This window comes from Klebsiella michiganensis, assembly GCA_000963575.1.
Taxonomy (GTDB): Bacteria; Pseudomonadota; Gammaproteobacteria; order Enterobacterales; family Enterobacteriaceae; genus Cedecea; species Cedecea michiganensis_A.
In genome coordinates, this window is record CP011077.1 from 3,783,670 (window position 1) to 3,799,754 (window position 16,085).

Consider the following 16,085-nt stretch of genomic DNA (forward strand, 5'->3'; position numbering starts at 1 on the left):
CGCTCCCCGCCCTCCCCCCCCGCGCCCCCCTCCTCTCTCCCCCCCCATCCCTACCACCCCCTTACTTTCCCCCCCCAGCCCCCGACGCACCCCCTCCCAGCCCTCCCGATGCCGACGCCCCACCCCCACCTCCCCCCCACGCTATTTCGGAATCGGCGGTGGCTTTCAACGTTAATTTTCTCAGTTTGGTACGCTCCAGATGGTCAACAACAGGCTCAGAAACAACCCCCCCTCCATCCCTTCCTGCCGCCCCCCCCATGCCCCCCCCCGCCCCCCCCCCCCACCCGCTCCCACTGCCCCCCCCTCCCCTCCCCTACCCCCCCTCCCCATCCCCCCCCGGTATCCCCGCCCTCGACCGAACCCTCGACTACATCCCCAGCACCCCTAATCTCCCCCTTCCCTGATCGACCCCCATCCCCAACCATCCTCCCGCCTGCCCCACTCTCTGCTCCTCGCCCCCCCCCACCCCCCCCTGAGCCCCCCCCCCAGCTGCCATCCCCCCCCCCTCCCTCTCCCATCCCCCCCACCCCGAATCCCCCCCCCCCCTCCACCCCGCCCTACACGCCCCCGCCACACCCCCGCCCGCCCCGGATACCTCCCCCGCTAGCCACTGCTCCCCCCCCCCATTCCACCCACCCAACTCCCCCGCTCCCCACCCCCCACTGGCACTCCCCCCCCCCCCGGCCACGCCGACCCATCCTCCCAAACCAAGGTTTGCGAGAGCCGAAGAAACCGCGGCGGCACCATCGGCCTTAATATCCGCAAACGGATTCTGACGGCTGAGATATTGCTTCCCAAAGCCGGTGGTTAGCTTCGCGAGAAAAGCGGCGATATCACCGTCGTCCAGCACGTCCTGCCCGCTTTTATCGCTGACAAACTGAGCCAGCGCGGCGGCAATAAAGGACGTCTGGCGCAGCGCTTTATTCACCTGAGCGCTGCTGGCCTTGCCCCCGGCAAAACCGCTTAACAGCGCGGGCAAATTTTCCCATTCATTTTGCGGCGTGACGTTGGCGTCAGGCCGGGTTGCAAAAGGTTTAAACTGATTTGTAGCCATTAGAGTTTCCTCTCCCATGCGCCGTCGTCAAAACCGGCGATATAGTGGTTGTTAATATCGAAACCAAAGAATTTGCCGCCCTGCGACGGCGCTTCCACAGAAGGTGTCTGAATGTCTCCCGCCCAGACGCCCGCCGCTTTCACCGTCAGGTAGCCCTGTTTGATGGCCGCGAGAAGCTCGAGAGAAACGTCCGCGATATCCGTCTCCGGCAGAACCCAGACAGAAATAGTCATGTCCTGGTTGTCGACGATTTGCATTCGCAGCCCCGCCCCTGCCGTGGCGGCGTCCAGAATCGCGGGCAGCGAGTCGTTCTGCCCGTCCCAGTTGTTCATCGCGATTTTTGCCTTGAGGATGATGCGGTAGGTTTCATCGCTCAGTGAGGTGTAGCCTGCATCGGGATCGTAAGGTCCCTGCCACACGCCCTGGTCATAGCCCAGTCCGTCGGTGTCCCAGCTAAAATAGACGCCGGCAATCGGCTGGCTAACGACGCGGCTTCGCCCAATCCACCGCCCCAGCGCATCAAGCTGGACTCCAACCGCAGTGTCGATATCAAACGCGTCGATCAGGCTTTCGGTGGTCATTGCGGTTTCAGTGAAAGGACGGGTGCTCAGATCAACATGGGCAAAAAACAGGGGCTTGCTAGCGTGGTAGCTGGTGATACGCCCGGTATATTTACTCATGAGCCCACCGTGATATTGATGTTGTCCACGCTGCAGGAGGCGGCTTCGCTGTAGCCGATATTGACGTTTGCCGCCGCGACCGCAGAGGTGGATTTACCGATCAGCAAGTCAGTGATGTCGTAATACCGCGCTTTCCCGCCGCTGACCACGCCGAGGTTGGCCGGTGAGTAAATGCGGCTCAGCAGCACGCTGTCGCCAATGCCCAGGCCGTTGATATAGTCGGCAATCGCCTGCTTCATCTGCTCGCCGATTTGCGACGTATAGCCTGTGAAAACTTTCAGCCCGATGTCGACGTAAATGGATACATTGCCAGATCGTGAGAAAGCAATGCTGTGGGGATTGCCGTAGAGATCAGGCACCACAATGGACGTTGCGCCAAAGGTTGCCACGCCCTGCCCTTTTTTGCCCCTGATCGTCTGGGCAATTTCCGTCACATCCCCGCCGTCCACAATCGCAGCGATGGAATGCGGAGGCAGGCCATTGGCGTTGACGGCACCGGTATCATTTTCGTAGAGCTTATGCCGGGTTACTCCTGCAATGTTGGCAATAGCCCCCTCGACCGCCTCAAACGGCGTGAGCGCAGGTAAGGCAACGCTCTGCGATTGCCGGATGCGTAATTCGGCATCGGTTTCCGCCGCCACGCCCGGCGTGGCAGCCTGAGGGTTCGTGACCGCAGTCCAGCCACGGGTTGGCGTGCCCATGATGGTAATGGAGCCCGCGGGGGCCGCCATTACGCCGCTGCTGGCACAGGTGGCGGTGGCGATTACCGATCCATCGACACCAATCGATACCCCCTCAGGCAAAAACCACGTCACGCCGCTGTCATCTCTGACAGAACCGCGGGTTATGGTCGTGCCGGGGATGCCCGTCAGCAGTAGGTCGACCGTTGAGTACGTCGCGGCCCGCCGGACAATACCGTTGATCTTAACGTTGCTTGATAACGCCCGCCCCATCGCCGTCGCAGGCGAAAAGCTGTTGTAGGCGGCAATCGCCGCGTTGTTGGCGTCATGAATGGCCAGCGCCACCAGCGAGATGAGCTGCCCGTCTTTACTGTCCGGCTCCAGGTATGCATCGGTGCCGTAGATTTGCCTGAACGCATCCATCAATGCCCCTAACAGGCTTTGATAATCAGGCGCGGTTATCCCCTGGGCCGTTACCGTTGCCGATAACCCCAGCGTTTCAGAATTGAGGGCCATTTATGCCTCGCTGTTTAAAGTGGTGGGACCGTAAACGGTGTCGATGGTGGCGTTGAAGGTTACGGTGCGTTTTTCAGTGCGCGCGGCGCTGACCTCCAGCACGGACTTAACGCCCATGGTCTGGCTGACGCGGTCAATCAGCATTAATACCCAGGTATCATCCTGCTGCTTGCCAAGAACGGACTGGCGGTAAGGTGTCCCGGTCCGGTTGTCCAGAAACCACTCGCCCTGCCACAGCTTGAGCCGGGTACTAACCGCCTGCGCGACGCACTCCGGCGAGTTTTCCAGGAAGGTGTTTTCTCCCTGGCCAAAGGTGTAATCCCCGTCGCCGCTTTCTCTGCGATATTTCATACCGGACCTCCCGTGTTCGCGCCGCCGGACTGTACGCCCGCCGTGTCGGTGCTTCGTCAGGCTTATCCCGCTGGCCGCGACATCTCCGCTCACGGTCACGTTGCCGTTGATATTCACCTCGCCGGTCAGATCACCCCTGCCCGCCGCCGTCGCCGCGCCTCCCCCGCGCCGCGCCGCGCGCTGCCCTGCCGTGCCTGCCTCCACCCCCCTCAACCCCCCCCCCGCCCTCCCCGCCCCGCCGCCCACCCGCCGCGCCGCTCCCCCCGCTCCTTTTCCCCCCCCCCCCCCGGCCGGGCAGCACGAAGGCATCCGACAACGAGTGCTGGCGGGCATCGACCGGCTCCTGAATACCTCCGCTTTGCCACCAAAAATCGATGGCGCGATCGGCAAAAATGACCAGGCATTCGTCTCCCTTTTTAAGCGGGAAGGTCAGCGAACAGCCGCCACCGTGAGGGAAAACAACCGGCACATCCACCAGCAGCGGGTAATTGACCGGAGACACAGATCCGTCGCTGGCAAACTGCGTGCCTCTGATCGCTGGCGCCACTTCGCAGGTAACTGAAACGGGGTCGAAAAGACTGAATAATGCCGGGTAACGCGACCCGAAGATCGTTGCTTAATGCGGCCCGGCTGGCCGCAAGCGTATCGGCCAGCTCACCGCTGAGAGCCGAAGTCGTCAGAGCCATGATTCCTCCAGGGATAAAAAAACCCGCAAAGGCGGGTCTGGCTTTTATTTATTAGAGGCGGAATTTTTTTGCCACGCCTCCTCCACATCCTTAACGTACTGGCCTGCCGGGAAGCACATCATGGTCATATACCATTGATCCCCCCGGGTATCCCCGTTGTAGGTAATGCCATAAATATCGTACACGCCGTCCGGCGAGGGCCGGATATAGTCATCCTTAGCAAGTAACTCAGGCTTATAGAGCGTGTTTTGATCTAACTTCACCTGGCCGTGGAGCAGAAGGGTCGGGTTAATCAGACATTTCAGGGTTACACCCGCATTGGTTGACGTTTGCGGCCGCCCAATCAGGCCGCTCTCTGGCTGTTAAGACTCACCGGCGGGTGTGCTTTTTCAGCCGCGCTGTAATAGTCGAGCCTGTCATTCGACAGCTTCCAGGTGGCCTTGCACAGCTTACCGATTTGATCGAGATAGCTGCTGACCTTGCCGTGGAAGGTATACCCTCTGGGAAACTTCGTTTCGGGAAAAGGCGGCAGCCTTCCGGGCATAATTCCAAAAGGTTTCAGCGCTCCTGCCGCGAGCTGATACATGTCGTGTACCGTGTAGCCTTTAGCAAGCGTGGCGCTAAGTACTGCGGACATCAGCGCCTCATGGCCATCAATGGCCTGAATTAAAATCCAGTCATCAGGGGTATCCTCGCGCCCCGTCATCCAGATGCGAATGTCACCGCTGAAGATCACCCCAAAGTTCATGCCGTCTCGCGGCCCCCATTCGACCGGTTCGACAACCCTGATTTTTCCCACTTCACTGTTGCTTACCACCGGCTCTAATCCGTTGTAGCCCGCGATCAGCCGGATTTTGCTGTACTCCTTTTGGGCAATACGATTCACGTTGTCTGGCGCAAGGTTGTAGATTTTTACCTCGGCCGTTTTGGGTGAACTGCCGGCATGCCAGTCGATTTTAAACGTCACCTTAAAGCCAGAGAGCGCAATACCACTGCCGTCTTCCTTCAGAAGCTGAAGCTCAAAGTGGCGGGACCAGTTATCACTCATCTCACCCTCCTTAATCTGCCGTCACGAAGTAGAGATGGCTGCCGCGCCCGAGATCGGTTTTGCTCGGATAATCCTGAGCCTCATTGTCACAGCCGATCCATAGTCCTCCGCCAAATCCAAGCCAGACATAAGGCGCCAATAAATTGGCCCCGGCCACCAGCGGGATCCCGTTCACAATGGGCTGGTTGTCCGCATCGAGAATATCCAGGATCCAGCCAGCGGCATCCCGATATAGCAGCCGCATGCGCAGGGTCAGCCCGGCAAGTTGGATCGTAAATACCTGGTTATCCGCGCTGAGGGGAATTTCTGCAATTGACATGGTCTCTCCTCATTTTTTTTCAGGCTGAAGTGGCGTAATTTTGCTCGCCCCCATGGGGGTGGTAACCACTTTTTCGCCCTTATCGCCGACCGAAGTCGTCGTTACCCCTTCATCCATCGCCGTTTTAGGTGCTGCAGGGCGTGCTTCCGTGGCCGTCATTAATGCTTCTGCCAGCACCAGCTTGCAGCCAAGGATGTTTTCCGATTTGGCGCCGGTCGTCACCGTCAACGTTTTGAGCAGCATATTGTCGTAGGAGCGGCGGCGGGTGATGACCCTAAAGGGTTCTGCTTTTTTCTGTAGATCAAGCAGTTGCTGGTAAATTTGTGCCGGACTGGGGCCCGCGTTTAGCCAGGAACCGAGCGCGGTCGTATCGGCAAAATCAACCAGTGAACCGCCGGCTTTAAAGAAGCAATCAATGATTAACTCGCCGGGCTCGACCCAGGCATGGTCGCTGATGTTCGGGCCAAACTCGACGGGATGTAAGGCAATTTTCAGCGTGTCCGTATGGAGTTCGCTGACCACTACATCCGGCACCAGAAAACCTGAGAGGCTCGTGCGCGGCTGAAAGTAAGCACCAAAAATATCCATTAGCTCATCCTCCTGTCATACTGCTGCGCCAGCTGAGAATGAACGTTGAACAAGCGCTGAGATGTCTCGGTCGCCGCCAGACGAGGTTCAGACACGCCATTAACGACGATATGGGTATTACTGTTAATCGTGGGGGAATGCGTAGTGCTGTTGCTCGCCGTGTAGAAATCGCTCGAAGTCGCCAGGCGTTCATTGCTGGCAGCACCCGCGGGAAGCAGCATGGTGGCCGGATCCGACTGGCTCAGATTGTTGACCGCATTTGATAACTTTCCGCCTGTTCCCTTTTCTTCATCCCCAGTAAGCCAGCCCTGGAATGTTCTCCATCCCTCAGAGAGTTTTTCTTTAACGATTCCTGCGGCACCATCCGCAATTTTGCTCGCTGGCGTCTGAAACAGTCCGTTTGCAACCAATGACTTGCCGATATTAGCTGCTTCTGCCCAGTTTCCCTCTTTTAGCGCATTGATAAGATTCCCAATCAGTTTTAGCGTGGCACCCAACTGATTAAAGTTGTCCAGAAGTCCCTTGAAGATGGTGCTAATAGACCACTTGCTAAAATCGATGCCCAGCAGGCTGCCAATATCAACAATAAGATCTTTTATGGTTTTCGCGAGGCTGCCGATCGTATCCGCAGCCATTTCAATAACCGGTCCCCACTCCCCCCAGTCAATAAAGCTCTCTTCCCCGACTTTCCATTTCTGGTAGTCGTTATAAAGCAGGCCAATGGCCGCAGCCAGCGAGAGGATAATGCCGATAGGGGAAGCAATAAATGCGCTGTTCAAGACCAGCCAGGCGGCAGTTAGCCCAGCTAAACCGCCTATTAAGCCCTGAGAACCTTCGTCAAGGCGATCCCACCAGGCCATCACGTCGATAACCCAGTCGATGGTGCCGCTCAGCGCATCAACGAAAATATCAGCAAATCTTTCAACGACGCCGCCAACTTTGTCCAACACTCGTTCAATTTGTGGCGCTTTAACCAGCATTTTTTCGGCTAGTCTCTCGACAGGCTCAGCCAATTTCTCTGCCAGATCGCCACCTGATTTTGCCGCTAACAATTCAAACACGAAGTCCGCTTTACGCCAGGACTGCATAAATTTTTCGGACTGAGCGGCACTTTGCTCTGCGCTGCCGCCTATTCGCAGGGATAGGTCCTGATACTCTTCGGCAAATTGACCTAATCCGCGCTGCATCGCATGCAACGTGTCATCATCAATACCCAGATTCAATGCATAGAAATCAGCGCTGTCTCTGTTCACTGCACCTAAAGAACGGGCAACCTGCGCGAAAATATCGGCGTTATCACGTTTTAAACCGGCGTCGTCATGTGTTTTCACGCCGAGACTTTTCAAAAGGCTCTCGTGCAACGAGTCACCGTTCACATACTCACTGACGTTTTTGATCGACTTTTGCAGGGCACCCATGTCTGCACCTGACTGACTGGCGCCGTATTGCAGTGCCTTGTAAGCCTCTAAATCAGCGTTCAGAGATTGGGCGGCCTGTGCATCCTTCTCAATGCCAGACAGCCGCGTTTCAAACCAGGATCCCGCCGTTGTTAGCGGAGACAGCACCCGATTACTGAAGCTTTCGAAGCTTTTGGTGAGTTTTTCAAAATCAACTTTTGCCGTCTCTTCTTTTCCCTTTTTCAGCGTTTTATCCAGCTCCCCAAAAGCAGCGTTGATTCGCGAGCCAAGATCTTCTTGATAAAAAAAATCTGGAATCGGGACGTAAGGAACAAGCTGTGTGCTAGCGCTCATTTTCCTCTCTCCAGCGTGCGACACAGGCCTTATTCTCGGCCTGTATCTCAAGGTAATCATTCATCAGCGCAATGTCGTAGAGATCCACCGCGCCGCTTTTTAGATCCAGCCAGCTGAGGCCGAAGATCTCCGCCGGGCGAAGAATGTAATCCTCCCCGCCCGGCAGCGTCTCCAGTATCAGGCCCCCGACGGGGCCGGGTTTTCGCTGCCGGGGAGTTCTTGCAAAAAATTTCCCAGCGAGTCGGCCACCACCCGGGCCACCAGCTGCAGCAGCGTCATCAGGTCGATATCGTCGAAGGACAACGCGCCCTGACTAAATACAGGCACCCAGCCCTTCATGTGCTCGCGCGTCACGACCGAGAGACACGGATACAGAATGGTGTTGCAATCCTCATCGCTGAGGTCGGCAAGGGTACGGGCAATTTTTGGCAGCACGGTTTCGAGGGCGTTTCCGCCCTCCTTCCCCTGCAAACTGCGAAAATCACCCACAACGCCCGCCAGAACCGGCAGCAGCTTGCGCGCCACGCTAAGCTGCTCAAAAACGCCGAGCTTGCCGATGCGGTAGTTCACCGCTTTCAGGGTAATTTCCATGGCTTAGAACTCCCCGAGCAGTTGATCAATTTTTCCGCAGTCAAACTTCCAGTCCATGGTGCCCGCATCTTTACCGTTGGCATTGGCCGGTAGCTGAGAAAATGCCACGTCACGAGCCGTGACCAGATCGCCGGAGGCAGTATTGCGCACGACAATCGTGTTCTTCCCCCACAATGCCGAGGAGAGCGTTTGGGCGTTGTAGGCCAGCATCAGCTTTTTGTTTACCGGAGAGGTTTTCATCAGCGTCACGGTGATGGAGCCGTTTTTGGCCGGAGAGAGGTTATGCATCACTTCACCGTCAATGCCGACGGTCATGGTGTTTTTTGTGGCAGCCATTTCCACTTTGATCCCGGTGTCACCGTTCGCGCTGCCCGCGCCCAAATCAATCACGCCGGTTGGCCCCACCAGAGAGGCCGTAACATCCATAAAAGAATAAGTACCCATTTAAATCTCCTTAACGAACAACATTGATTTCGACGTCGGCAAAGTGCACGGCACCCGCCAGTTTGCAGGCCACCTGAATCACCGGCGCCTTACGCGCTTCGCGATCCGACTGCGCCTGGGTGGCTACCGCCGGAGCGTAGACGTAGTAGCCTTTCGTCAGCGTGTCGCCGGAGGCAAGTTGGCCAATATCAGAACCACCCCAGACGCCCGGGGCCACCAGGCCATTGGTGACTGCCTGAGCCATGGAGTGCTCGACGTTGCTCAGCAGACGGGTAACCCCGGCATCGGTTTGCGGGATTTTGGTGGGGCTGGTGTAAAGCAGGTTGTAGAGATTGGTCTGCACATAATTTTGCAGCCAGTCCAGGCCGTGGCGCTCATCAATAAAGCTGCCGTTGCTCATCACGCCTTCCTGAATAATGGCGGTGTCGTTGTTGTAGTTCACAAAGACGTTGGCATTTTTCGCGGACAGAGCGTTGATTTGCGTTTGGGTCAGCGTTTCTGCGGCAATACCCGGCTCCTGCTTGAATTTCAGGGTAATGGTGGTGTTATTGCCGTTAAAGTTAACGGTAAACGCACGGCCAAACAGGGAGGCGGCCGCAAACGGCGTGGCGCTGGAGTACTGACCAAAAGTGCGAGCGAACTTAGCCGCTTTCAGCTTGCTGAAGATATCGGTGCTGTCGTTGGCATCCAGCACTTTAGAGCTGGCAGAAGTATGGCCAAAGATACGAGAAACGCCGTCACCTTCAATGACCGCTGCCACGGCCAGCACGGCTTCATCGGCAATTGTGTCGTCGGCAATCACCAGGCCATACCAGTCGGTCGAGTGTGCACTCAGCGCGGAGACGCATTCGGCGATGGTTTCCCCGGCTTTGCCCTCGATCCCTTCTTTAACCCAGCGCCCGATATACAGGTCGGCGGGCTGCGGGGACTGCTGGTAGTAGAGGCTGGCGGCTTTGTATTCCGGGGCTTCCAGGCCAAAATCGGCAGCCACGCCGCTCAGGCTGGAATAAGCGCGCATACGCTCTTTGGCGTCAATAACGTTGCTCGCGCCTACGACCAGCAGCGCACCATAGTTACGGGACTGCGCCGCTCGTGGCGCCATATTCACTGTCACGCTGACAATGTTAGATACAGGTAAACCCTGTGACATAGCTTACTCTCCAATGATTTTTACTGCGGATGAAAGGATGGAACGAATACCGTAGCGCCGCGCAATACTGCGCTTGAGCGCCACGGTGAGGGTGTAGCGGCGTAGCCACTGGTTATTAATAAATTCAGGGTCCGGTGTGATGTCACCGCACTGCAGAAACGTCAGACCTAGCCGGTTCAGCTCGGCGTTGTTTTGCGGCACGCTCAGGCCATCCCGAAAAAGAGCGGCAACCGCCTGAGCGCCCGGGCCATAAAAGCCGCAGGTCACGTCAACGGACTCGATGCTCTGAAGCACGCTTTGGTCGTTGTCCTGCGAGTGGAAGAAAGGCGTTTCCGACTGCTTCACATTGATAAAAAAGTCACACCAGGTAATGCCGGCTTCCGGCGTGGCGGGCGGCGGATCGCTCCATTTCGCCATCACCATTTCCGGTGGCAGCCCCGATACGCCGACTATCCAGCCACTAAGATCCGCATCAAGGGCATCGTCGTAATGTGGCGATGCCCCCAGCGGCGTCAGAAAGCCCGGACGCGTGGTGTCATTCATTGATTTCTCCAAAGAAAAACCGCCCGAAGGCGGTTGAGGTTGCTGACAAAGAGGGAAAAAGCGTGGTTTTTCCTTCTTTGTGGTTATCAGCCGAAAATCAATGAATTGATTTTCATGTTTTTTAACCAGCCATCTGGCATGTCTTCTATTGCCAGAGGTTTGTCAGCAGTCTGAACCGCCCGAAGGCGGTTCAGATAAGGCTTACAGCCCTTTGGCCTGCAGACGAGCAACGTGATCGACGTACAGCTTTACCGGGTCGCTGTTGCTGGCCACCACGCCGGCAAGCTGGTTGATGGCATCGACGTGATCCATCGAATAGTCGGAGCCAATCACCTTGCCCAGATGGCTGCTGTAGCGACCTACCAGGCCATCGTTCTGGAAGCGCTCGTTGGTGAACAGGATGGAAAACGCCAGCATGGCCACATGCAGCGGATCGAGGTTGTTCGCCCCCTGGTTCAGCGGGTTGTAGTCGATAATCCCGCTCCACGAGTAGTAGTACACGCCGTTATCCAGCTCTTTGCCCTGGCCGCCCCACTGCGCAGGTAGCCCCTGCGGATACTTCTTGTTAAAGGCGGCCACGCCTTCGCTGGTCAATGCATCCAGGGCATCCACGCCGGATTGAGGCAGCCGGGGCGCACCGGCCAGGGCGGAAAGCAGCTGGCCGAAGGCCGACAGTGCCGCATTGGCGATAGACTCCGGCAGGCGTCCTGGCTTCAGCGCCAGGCGAACCAGATCGGCCACTTCTGAGCCGTGGTTAACGCCGTTTACGGAGGTGACCGAGGCAATAAGTTCGGGATGGGTCGCCGCCGCATAACGACAGGCCAGTGGCCCCTGACTGTGGCCAATCAGGTTAACTTTCGCCGCCCCCGTTTCGGCCAGGACTTTACGCACAAATTCCAGCAGCTGCTCGCCGCGCATTTCATTGCTGTTTAGCGCGGAAATCGTGGCGATGTAGACCTTAGCCCCGGCTTTCTCCAGCGCCTCTTTGATGCCGTAGAAATAGGGATAGATCCCGCCAATTTTGTCGAAACCAAACAGACCGTGGACCAGAACAATCGGATACTTCAGGGATGTAGACATAGGAATGACCTCTTTGACGTAGGAATAAAAAAGCCTCGCTTAGCGAGGCTTCAGGGGCTCGGTCATCCACTGGCGAAAGTAGAAAAGCCAGGGATCACCAATAAAAAGGAAAATCAATTTGTTGATTTTCGACAACTCAACTAAAAAGAGGGGAGAAACCACGTTTTTACCCTCTTTTTCATCAAGTAAGCCTCGCTTAGCGGGGCTTCAGGGGTTAATAAGACACTGATTGCGGATGTACTCCTGCAGCCCCGCTAGCTGCTTGTTGCTTATTTCAATTCGCTCCCGGAGACGGAAATAATCCCGTTGAGCGGCGTCAGTAAGTCCGGGGGCGGCTGCATCATCCAGCCCGGTGGCGGAGGTGGAGCCAGGCACTGCTTTGCAGGTGGCGCTGACGCGCAGCCGCTGAGTACCAGCAGCCACATCACGCTGCAGGTTTTCAATGGTGAGCCGGGCATGGGTTAACTCCTCGCTGTAGTGGGCATCCAGTTCGGCTATGGCCTGTTGGCGCCGGACAAGGTCTTGCAGCTCGTGCTTTTGCTGATCCAGCTGCTGTATAGCTGACTCAGCCCTCTGTTTTTGAACGGCATAGCGCTGGTTGAACCACCAGTTGCTGGCGATAAGCAGCGCCAATGCTGTCAGCATAAATGAGGTCAGAAGCTTCATTTCTCAGGCTCCGGCCAGGTGCAAAGCTGGTACTCCACCTCGCGGCGGTTGATAAGCCCCTGCCATGGTTTCCCGCCAGCCCAGATCCATTTTTTCAGGCCCGCGCAGGCCTGTTCGTAATCGCCGGCATTTAACGTTCTTAGCACGGAGGAGCGTAAAAAAGCGGCTGTGCCAACGTTGTAGGTAAAGCTTATCAACGCTGCACGTTGGTACTCACTAACCGGGACGGTCACCGCCCTTGAGACCACCTGAGCCGCAGGACGGAGATCCTGGTCAAGCCAGCGCCTGCACTCAGACAGGGTGTAAGTTTTATCGGGGATAATGTCTTGCCCGGTATGGCCGTAACAGACGGTCAGCACCCCGGCGACATCGTAATACGGGGTGTAGCTCACGCCTTCCAGCTCGGGCAGTAGCGTGCCTGCAATAGTCAGAGCGCCCGCCCCTGACAATCCGACTAACGTTTTTCTGAGTCCGGGAGAAAGCGCCATCAGTTACCTGCCTTTTTCAGTACCTCGCTGACTGCCCTGATAATCTCAATCTGCTCGGCTCGGTTTAGGGTTTGCAAGTCATCCACCAGCGTCTGGAGGATGCGGGTGCGCTTTTGGTCTTCGAGGTGCTGTCGGTGGGCATCCAGCCTGCCGCCCAGCCACGAAGCCAGTGAAATCAGTACGCTAAGCAGTCCGAATATCATGTAGACCATATCCTGTGTCGTGATACCCAGACCGGCGGCAAGCGCCGCCAGCCACGCAAAAGACTGCGTGACCAGATTTGCGGGTTGGTCGTGCATGGAAGAACCTTCGGTTAGGGTGTCGAACTGCCGTTGGGGTAAAGAAGCGGTGTTAAATCAGCGGAATAGAGTTTCCGCGTCGGGTTTGCTTGCCGGTTGCTTCCGGTAAGCCGGATTCGTTTCGCGGCGCGGTCTGATAAACGCTTTTTTGCCTGGCGTCTAACTTCTGGCGCAGCCGCTGATGATGTTCTGCCTGCTGGATGATTTGCAGGCCATAGATGTTTATGACCTCCAGCGCCTTGTCGGGCCGATGCCCGGGCTTGCGGGCCAGTGAGAGAATAGGCCGTGCGTCGGGTTTGGCTCTTACCCCAACTAACAGCGGGTTGGCCGCTTTCCAGATTGCCTGCTTAGCCTCCCGGCGCTGGCGGCGACGTGCCTGTGCGTCCATACAACCTCCTGTCAATCAACTTTGGTGATATCTCTCTGATATCCCAAAGCTTCTTGCTTTGGTGTATGTGCCCTTTTTTAGGGCCTGATGTTAATGAGCGTTCACTTGCCTTGTGAATCGGTGCGTCCTGCCGATGAATTGATATTGAACCGATAGTACAAAATCGTCAAGGACCAAAAGTACGAAATATTTCAAAAAAGTTCGAAATGATGATTAATCATTGATTATTAATATTATTTTTTTAGATAAGTTAGTTCGAGTTGCAGCCTGGCGGCAAGGGAGTTAGCCTCAGGAGCTTACCTGGGTAAGTCACTGAGGCTGGAGAGTGCAGCCAACACAGCTGCAGCTTGAAGGATGAGTTATCTCAGGCGTGGCGGCGAATAGAGTGGCTATACATCACCCGGCCAATAATTTTGAGGTGCTGTTCGTTTTCTTCGCTAATGCGCCAGTCGGCATATTTGGGGTTGTCCGAACGCACCAGCAGGCAGTCGTGGGTCATTTGCAGGCGCTTCACCAGCAGTTGCCCTTTGTAGAGAAACACGTAGATGCCGTCCCCGTCGAAATAATCTTTGCCGATATCCACAAAGATATAGTCACCCAGTTCAATGGTGCCGGACATGCTGTCGCCGGTGACGGTAATGACTTTTATCGTTGAAGCCGGGCGGTGGCCGAACAACTCCAGCGCTTCCTGACTGTCGTAAACAATATGGTTAATGGTTTCGGTCACTTCGCTGGAAACCAGCCGCCCCGGCCCCGCGCTGGCCTCAATATCCAGTACGTCAATACGGAAGCCCTGCTCTTCGCGCGGCTGGAAAGGATAAATGGCCGCATCTTCATGGCCGGCTGCACCCTCGCGCCCTTCGCTTTGATAGCCTGTTTCGCTGCCGTGCTGAAGCCAGAGCGCGTCGGCCCGAAGAAACGTCGCCAGCTCGTACATTTTGTCCTGCCGGGGGATCGCTTCGGCGTTAAGCCACTTGCTGACGGCCTTGGAGGAAACGCCCAGCGCGCGCGCTATCGCCATGCCGCGCCCAAACTCATCGAGGCTTGCTTCGCTGCAGGCCTGCGCCAGCCTGCGGGAAAAGGCTTCGCGCAGTTGTTCTCTCTGTACCATAAGTACGATCCCACCGTGTTTTTCGTGACCAATAGTTCAATGATAACACGTACTGAAAGTACACAAAGCACAAAACTTAAAGGCGCAGTATCATTGGGGATGATCTGCTTTTGTGGTAAAGTGCGCGCCATCGAAACGTCCCTGCTGTAGCCGTTATCTTTAATCAGATTTAATACTGGTTAAATATACATGCTTTTGCAATGTTTCGGGCGCGAAATATGAATATATCTTTTAGCACGGTGGGTGCAGGTAACAGGTTGAAATGGCGTTATTAATTACGAAGAAGTGCATCAACTGCGATATGTGCGAACCGGAGTGCCCGAACCAGGCCATCTCCATGGGGGATGCTATCTACCAGATCGACACCGACCGCTGCACGGAATGCGTTGGCCATTACGAAACCCCGACCTGCCAGAAAGTTTGCCCGATCCCCAGCACGATTATTAGTGACCCGGCGCACATTGAGAGTGAAGAGCAGCTGTGGGATAAGTTTGTGCTGCTCCACCATGCGGATAAACTTTAGCTTTCGATGATCACCGTCGCGCAGGCGTAATGGCGCTCATCCGCCAGGGTGACGTGCACTGAGCGGACGCCCATTTTTTCAGCCAATCGTTCCGCCTCTTCCCAGAAGCGCAGTTGAGGCTTGCCAAGCGCGTCGTTAAACACTTCAAACTGGTTAAACGCCAGCCCGTTGCGGATCCCGGTGCCAAAGGCTTTAGCCGCAGCCTCTTTCACCGCAAAACGCTTCGCCAGAAAACGTACCGGCTGCTGGTGCGCCTGGTACAGCACCCATTCGTTTTGGCTCAATACCCGCTTTGCCAGCCGGTCACCGGAACGGGAAATCACGCTCTCAATGCGCGCAATTTCCACAATGTCCGTGCCAAGACCGAGAATGGCCATTAGCGGCGAGCTTCCAGCATCAGGCGTTTCATCTCAGCCACGGCCTCTTTAAGACCGCTCATTACCGCACGGCCGATGATCGCGTGGCCAATGTTCAGCTCATGCATTTCGGGGATCCGCGCGATAGCCTGAACGTTGTGATACGTCAGACCGTGGCCAGCATTCACCTTCAACCCTTTAGAGGCGGCATAGCTCGCGGCTTCAGCAATACGCGCCAGCTCTTTGGCCTGAGTCGCTTCGTCTTCAGCATCCGCGTAGCAGCCTGTGTGGATTTCGATATAAGGCGCGCCCACGGCCACCGCCGCGTCAATCTGTGCGTGGTCGGCATCAATAAACAGAGAAACCAGGATGCTTGCATCGGCCAGACGCTGGCAGGCATCGCGCATTTTATCCAGTTGACCGGCAACGTCGAGACCGCCTTCGGTGGTCACTTCCTGACGCTTTTCCGGTACCAGGCAGCAGAAATGCGGTTTCGTCTGGCAGGCAATACCGATCATCTCTTCGGTGACGGCCATTTCAAGATTCATGCGGGTATCGAGGGTTTCACGCAGAACGCGAACGTCACGGTCGGTGATATGGCGGCGATCTTCACGCAGATGCACGGTAATGCCATCGGCACCAGCCTGCTCCGCAATAAACGCGGCCTGAACCGGATCCGGGTATGCCGTGCCGCGTGCGTTACGCAGGGTAGCGATGTGATCGATGTTGACGCCTAACAGTAATTCAGCCATGACAATCCTCAGAGTTCGCAG

Annotated in this window: 19 protein-coding genes and 4 pseudogenes; 1 reads left to right on the top strand and 22 read right to left on the bottom strand. The window is 56.4% G+C overall.

Features of this window, described 5'->3' with window-relative positions:
- Nucleotides 1–215: 215 nt before the first annotated feature.
- The 20 genes and pseudogenes from VW41_17405 to VW41_17500 form a co-directional block, all read right to left on the bottom strand.
- Nucleotides 216–548 (bottom strand): annotated as a pseudogene (locus VW41_17405) (hypothetical protein).
- A 152-nt stretch (nt 549–700) separates the two neighbouring features.
- A pseudogene (locus VW41_17410) lies at nt 701–1,054 on the bottom strand (tail fiber protein).
- Nucleotides 1,054–1,734: a bacteriophage protein gene (locus VW41_17415; GenBank protein AJZ90677.1), complete on the bottom strand. Its 681-nt coding sequence runs from the start codon at nt 1,732–1,734 to the stop codon at nt 1,054–1,056. The pseudogene VW41_17410 and the gene VW41_17415 overlap by 1 nt, the downstream one beginning before the upstream one ends.
- Entirely contained in the window at nt 1,731–2,930 is a 1,200-nt protein-coding gene (locus VW41_17420) for a bacteriophage protein (GenBank protein AJZ90678.1), read from the bottom strand. The genes VW41_17415 and VW41_17420 overlap by 4 nt, the downstream gene beginning before the upstream one ends.
- Entirely contained in the window at nt 2,931–3,281 is a 351-nt protein-coding gene (locus tag VW41_17425) for a bacteriophage protein (GenBank protein AJZ90679.1), read from the bottom strand.
- A gap of 247 nt (nt 3,282–3,528) precedes the next feature.
- A pseudogene (locus VW41_17430) lies at nt 3,529–3,967 on the bottom strand (translation initiation factor IF-2).
- 44 nt (nt 3,968–4,011) lie between these two features.
- Nucleotides 4,012–5,015 (bottom strand): annotated as a pseudogene (locus VW41_17435) (hypothetical protein).
- Between the two features lie 10 nt (nt 5,016–5,025).
- Nucleotides 5,026–5,334, bottom strand: a complete 309-nt coding sequence (locus tag VW41_17440) for a bacteriophage protein (protein AJZ90680.1) — start codon at nt 5,332–5,334, stop codon at nt 5,026–5,028.
- Nucleotides 5,335–5,343: 9 nt separating this feature from the next.
- Nucleotides 5,344–5,922 carry a hypothetical protein gene (locus VW41_17445; protein ID AJZ90681.1) on the bottom strand — a complete coding sequence of 193 codons (579 nt, stop codon included), beginning with the start codon at nt 5,920–5,922 and terminating at the stop codon, nt 5,344–5,346.
- The gene (locus VW41_17450; protein ID AJZ90682.1) at nt 5,922–7,673 is read right to left on the bottom strand and encodes a hypothetical protein; all 1,752 of its coding nucleotides are present in this window, start codon (nt 7,671–7,673) and stop codon (nt 5,922–5,924) included. The genes VW41_17445 and VW41_17450 overlap by 1 nt, the downstream gene beginning before the upstream one ends.
- 177 nt (nt 7,674–7,850) lie before the next feature.
- On the bottom strand, nt 7,851–8,264 hold the full coding sequence (locus tag VW41_17455; GenBank protein ID AJZ90683.1) for a bacteriophage protein: 414 nt from the start codon (nt 8,262–8,264) through the stop codon (nt 7,851–7,853).
- A 3-nt stretch (nt 8,265–8,267) separates the two neighbouring features.
- Nucleotides 8,268–8,708 (bottom strand): hypothetical protein, encoded by a 441-nt coding sequence (locus tag VW41_17460; protein AJZ90684.1) that lies wholly within the window; start codon nt 8,706–8,708, stop codon nt 8,268–8,270.
- A gap of 10 nt (nt 8,709–8,718) precedes the next feature.
- A complete protein-coding gene (locus VW41_17465; protein AJZ90685.1) occupies nt 8,719–9,858 on the bottom strand; it encodes a hypothetical protein in 1,140 nt (379 codons plus the stop codon).
- Nucleotides 9,859–9,861: 3 nt separating this feature from the next.
- Complete coding sequence (locus VW41_17470) at nt 9,862–10,401, bottom strand: bacteriophage protein (GenBank protein ID AJZ90686.1); 540 nt, start codon at nt 10,399–10,401, stop codon at nt 9,862–9,864.
- A gap of 201 nt (nt 10,402–10,602) precedes the next feature.
- Nucleotides 10,603–11,481 carry an alpha/beta hydrolase gene (locus VW41_17475; protein AJZ90687.1) on the bottom strand — a complete coding sequence of 293 codons (879 nt, stop codon included), beginning with the start codon at nt 11,479–11,481 and terminating at the stop codon, nt 10,603–10,605.
- Nucleotides 11,482–11,688: 207 nt separating this feature from the next.
- Nucleotides 11,689–12,147, bottom strand: coding sequence for a bacteriophage lysis protein (locus tag VW41_17480; protein AJZ90688.1), 459 nt, complete (start codon nt 12,145–12,147; stop codon nt 11,689–11,691).
- Nucleotides 12,144–12,635: a lysozyme gene (locus VW41_17485; GenBank protein ID AJZ90689.1), complete on the bottom strand. Its 492-nt coding sequence runs from the start codon at nt 12,633–12,635 to the stop codon at nt 12,144–12,146. The genes VW41_17480 and VW41_17485 overlap by 4 nt, the downstream gene beginning before the upstream one ends.
- On the bottom strand, nt 12,635–12,934 hold the full coding sequence (locus VW41_17490) for a hypothetical protein (protein AJZ90690.1): 300 nt from the start codon (nt 12,932–12,934) through the stop codon (nt 12,635–12,637). The genes VW41_17485 and VW41_17490 overlap by 1 nt, the downstream gene beginning before the upstream one ends.
- A 52-nt stretch (nt 12,935–12,986) precedes the next feature.
- Entirely contained in the window at nt 12,987–13,322 is a 336-nt protein-coding gene (locus VW41_17495; GenBank protein ID AJZ90691.1) for an antitermination protein, read from the bottom strand.
- Between the two features lie 364 nt (nt 13,323–13,686).
- The gene (locus VW41_17500; GenBank protein ID AJZ90692.1) at nt 13,687–14,433 is read right to left on the bottom strand and encodes a peptidase S24; all 747 of its coding nucleotides are present in this window, start codon (nt 14,431–14,433) and stop codon (nt 13,687–13,689) included.
- A gap of 262 nt (nt 14,434–14,695) precedes the next feature.
- On the opposite strand from VW41_17500, the gene VW41_17505 reads away from it, so the two are divergent.
- Entirely contained in the window at nt 14,696–14,956 is a 261-nt protein-coding gene (locus tag VW41_17505; protein ID AJZ90693.1) for a ferredoxin, read from the top strand.
- On the opposite strand, the gene acpS is transcribed toward VW41_17505, so the two are convergent.
- Nucleotides 14,953–15,333: a 4'-phosphopantetheinyl transferase gene (acpS, locus tag VW41_17510; GenBank protein AJZ90694.1), complete on the bottom strand. Its 381-nt coding sequence runs from the start codon at nt 15,331–15,333 to the stop codon at nt 14,953–14,955. The two genes, VW41_17505 and acpS, sit on opposite strands and share 4 nt — an antisense overlap.
- Nucleotides 15,333–16,064 (bottom strand): pyridoxine 5'-phosphate synthase, encoded by a 732-nt coding sequence (locus VW41_17515; GenBank protein AJZ90695.1) that lies wholly within the window; start codon nt 16,062–16,064, stop codon nt 15,333–15,335. Before VW41_17515 ends, acpS begins: the two co-directional genes overlap by 1 nt.
- Between the last annotated feature and the right edge of the window lie 21 nt (nt 16,065–16,085).

What these genes read in the sequence shown, in the direction of transcription:
- VW41_17415 (AJZ90677.1), bottom strand. Translation starts at nt 1,734, where the DNA reads ATGAGTAAATATACCGGGCGTATCACCAGCTACCACGCTAGCAAGCCC.
- VW41_17420 (AJZ90678.1), bottom strand. Translation starts at nt 2,930, where the DNA reads ATGGCCCTCAATTCTGAAACGCTGGGGTTATCGGCAACGGTAACGGCC.
- VW41_17425 (AJZ90679.1), bottom strand. Translation starts at nt 3,281, where the DNA reads ATGAAATATCGCAGAGAAAGCGGCGACGGGGATTACACCTTTGGCCAG.
- VW41_17440 (AJZ90680.1), bottom strand. Translation starts at nt 5,334, where the DNA reads ATGTCAATTGCAGAAATTCCCCTCAGCGCGGATAACCAGGTATTTACG.
- VW41_17445 (AJZ90681.1), bottom strand. Translation starts at nt 5,922, where the DNA reads ATGGATATTTTTGGTGCTTACTTTCAGCCGCGCACGAGCCTCTCAGGT.
- VW41_17450 (AJZ90682.1), bottom strand. Translation starts at nt 7,673, where the DNA reads ATGAGCGCTAGCACACAGCTTGTTCCTTACGTCCCGATTCCAGATTTT.
- VW41_17455 (AJZ90683.1), bottom strand. Translation starts at nt 8,264, where the DNA reads ATGGAAATTACCCTGAAAGCGGTGAACTACCGCATCGGCAAGCTCGGC.
- VW41_17460 (AJZ90684.1), bottom strand. Translation starts at nt 8,708, where the DNA reads ATGGGTACTTATTCTTTTATGGATGTTACGGCCTCTCTGGTGGGGCCA.
- VW41_17465 (AJZ90685.1), bottom strand. Translation starts at nt 9,858, where the DNA reads ATGTCACAGGGTTTACCTGTATCTAACATTGTCAGCGTGACAGTGAAT.
- VW41_17470 (AJZ90686.1), bottom strand. Translation starts at nt 10,401, where the DNA reads ATGAATGACACCACGCGTCCGGGCTTTCTGACGCCGCTGGGGGCATCG.
- VW41_17475 (AJZ90687.1), bottom strand. Translation starts at nt 11,481, where the DNA reads ATGTCTACATCCCTGAAGTATCCGATTGTTCTGGTCCACGGTCTGTTT.
- VW41_17480 (AJZ90688.1), bottom strand. Translation starts at nt 12,147, where the DNA reads ATGAAGCTTCTGACCTCATTTATGCTGACAGCATTGGCGCTGCTTATC.
- VW41_17485 (AJZ90689.1), bottom strand. Translation starts at nt 12,635, where the DNA reads ATGGCGCTTTCTCCCGGACTCAGAAAAACGTTAGTCGGATTGTCAGGG.
- VW41_17490 (AJZ90690.1), bottom strand. Translation starts at nt 12,934, where the DNA reads ATGCACGACCAACCCGCAAATCTGGTCACGCAGTCTTTTGCGTGGCTG.
- VW41_17495 (AJZ90691.1), bottom strand. Translation starts at nt 13,322, where the DNA reads ATGGACGCACAGGCACGTCGCCGCCAGCGCCGGGAGGCTAAGCAGGCA.
- VW41_17500 (AJZ90692.1), bottom strand. Translation starts at nt 14,433, where the DNA reads ATGGTACAGAGAGAACAACTGCGCGAAGCCTTTTCCCGCAGGCTGGCG.
- VW41_17505 (AJZ90693.1), top strand. Translation starts at nt 14,696, where the DNA reads ATGGCGTTATTAATTACGAAGAAGTGCATCAACTGCGATATGTGCGAA.
- acpS (AJZ90694.1), bottom strand. Translation starts at nt 15,333, where the DNA reads ATGGCCATTCTCGGTCTTGGCACGGACATTGTGGAAATTGCGCGCATT.
- VW41_17515 (AJZ90695.1), bottom strand. Translation starts at nt 16,064, where the DNA reads ATGGCTGAATTACTGTTAGGCGTCAACATCGATCACATCGCTACCCTG.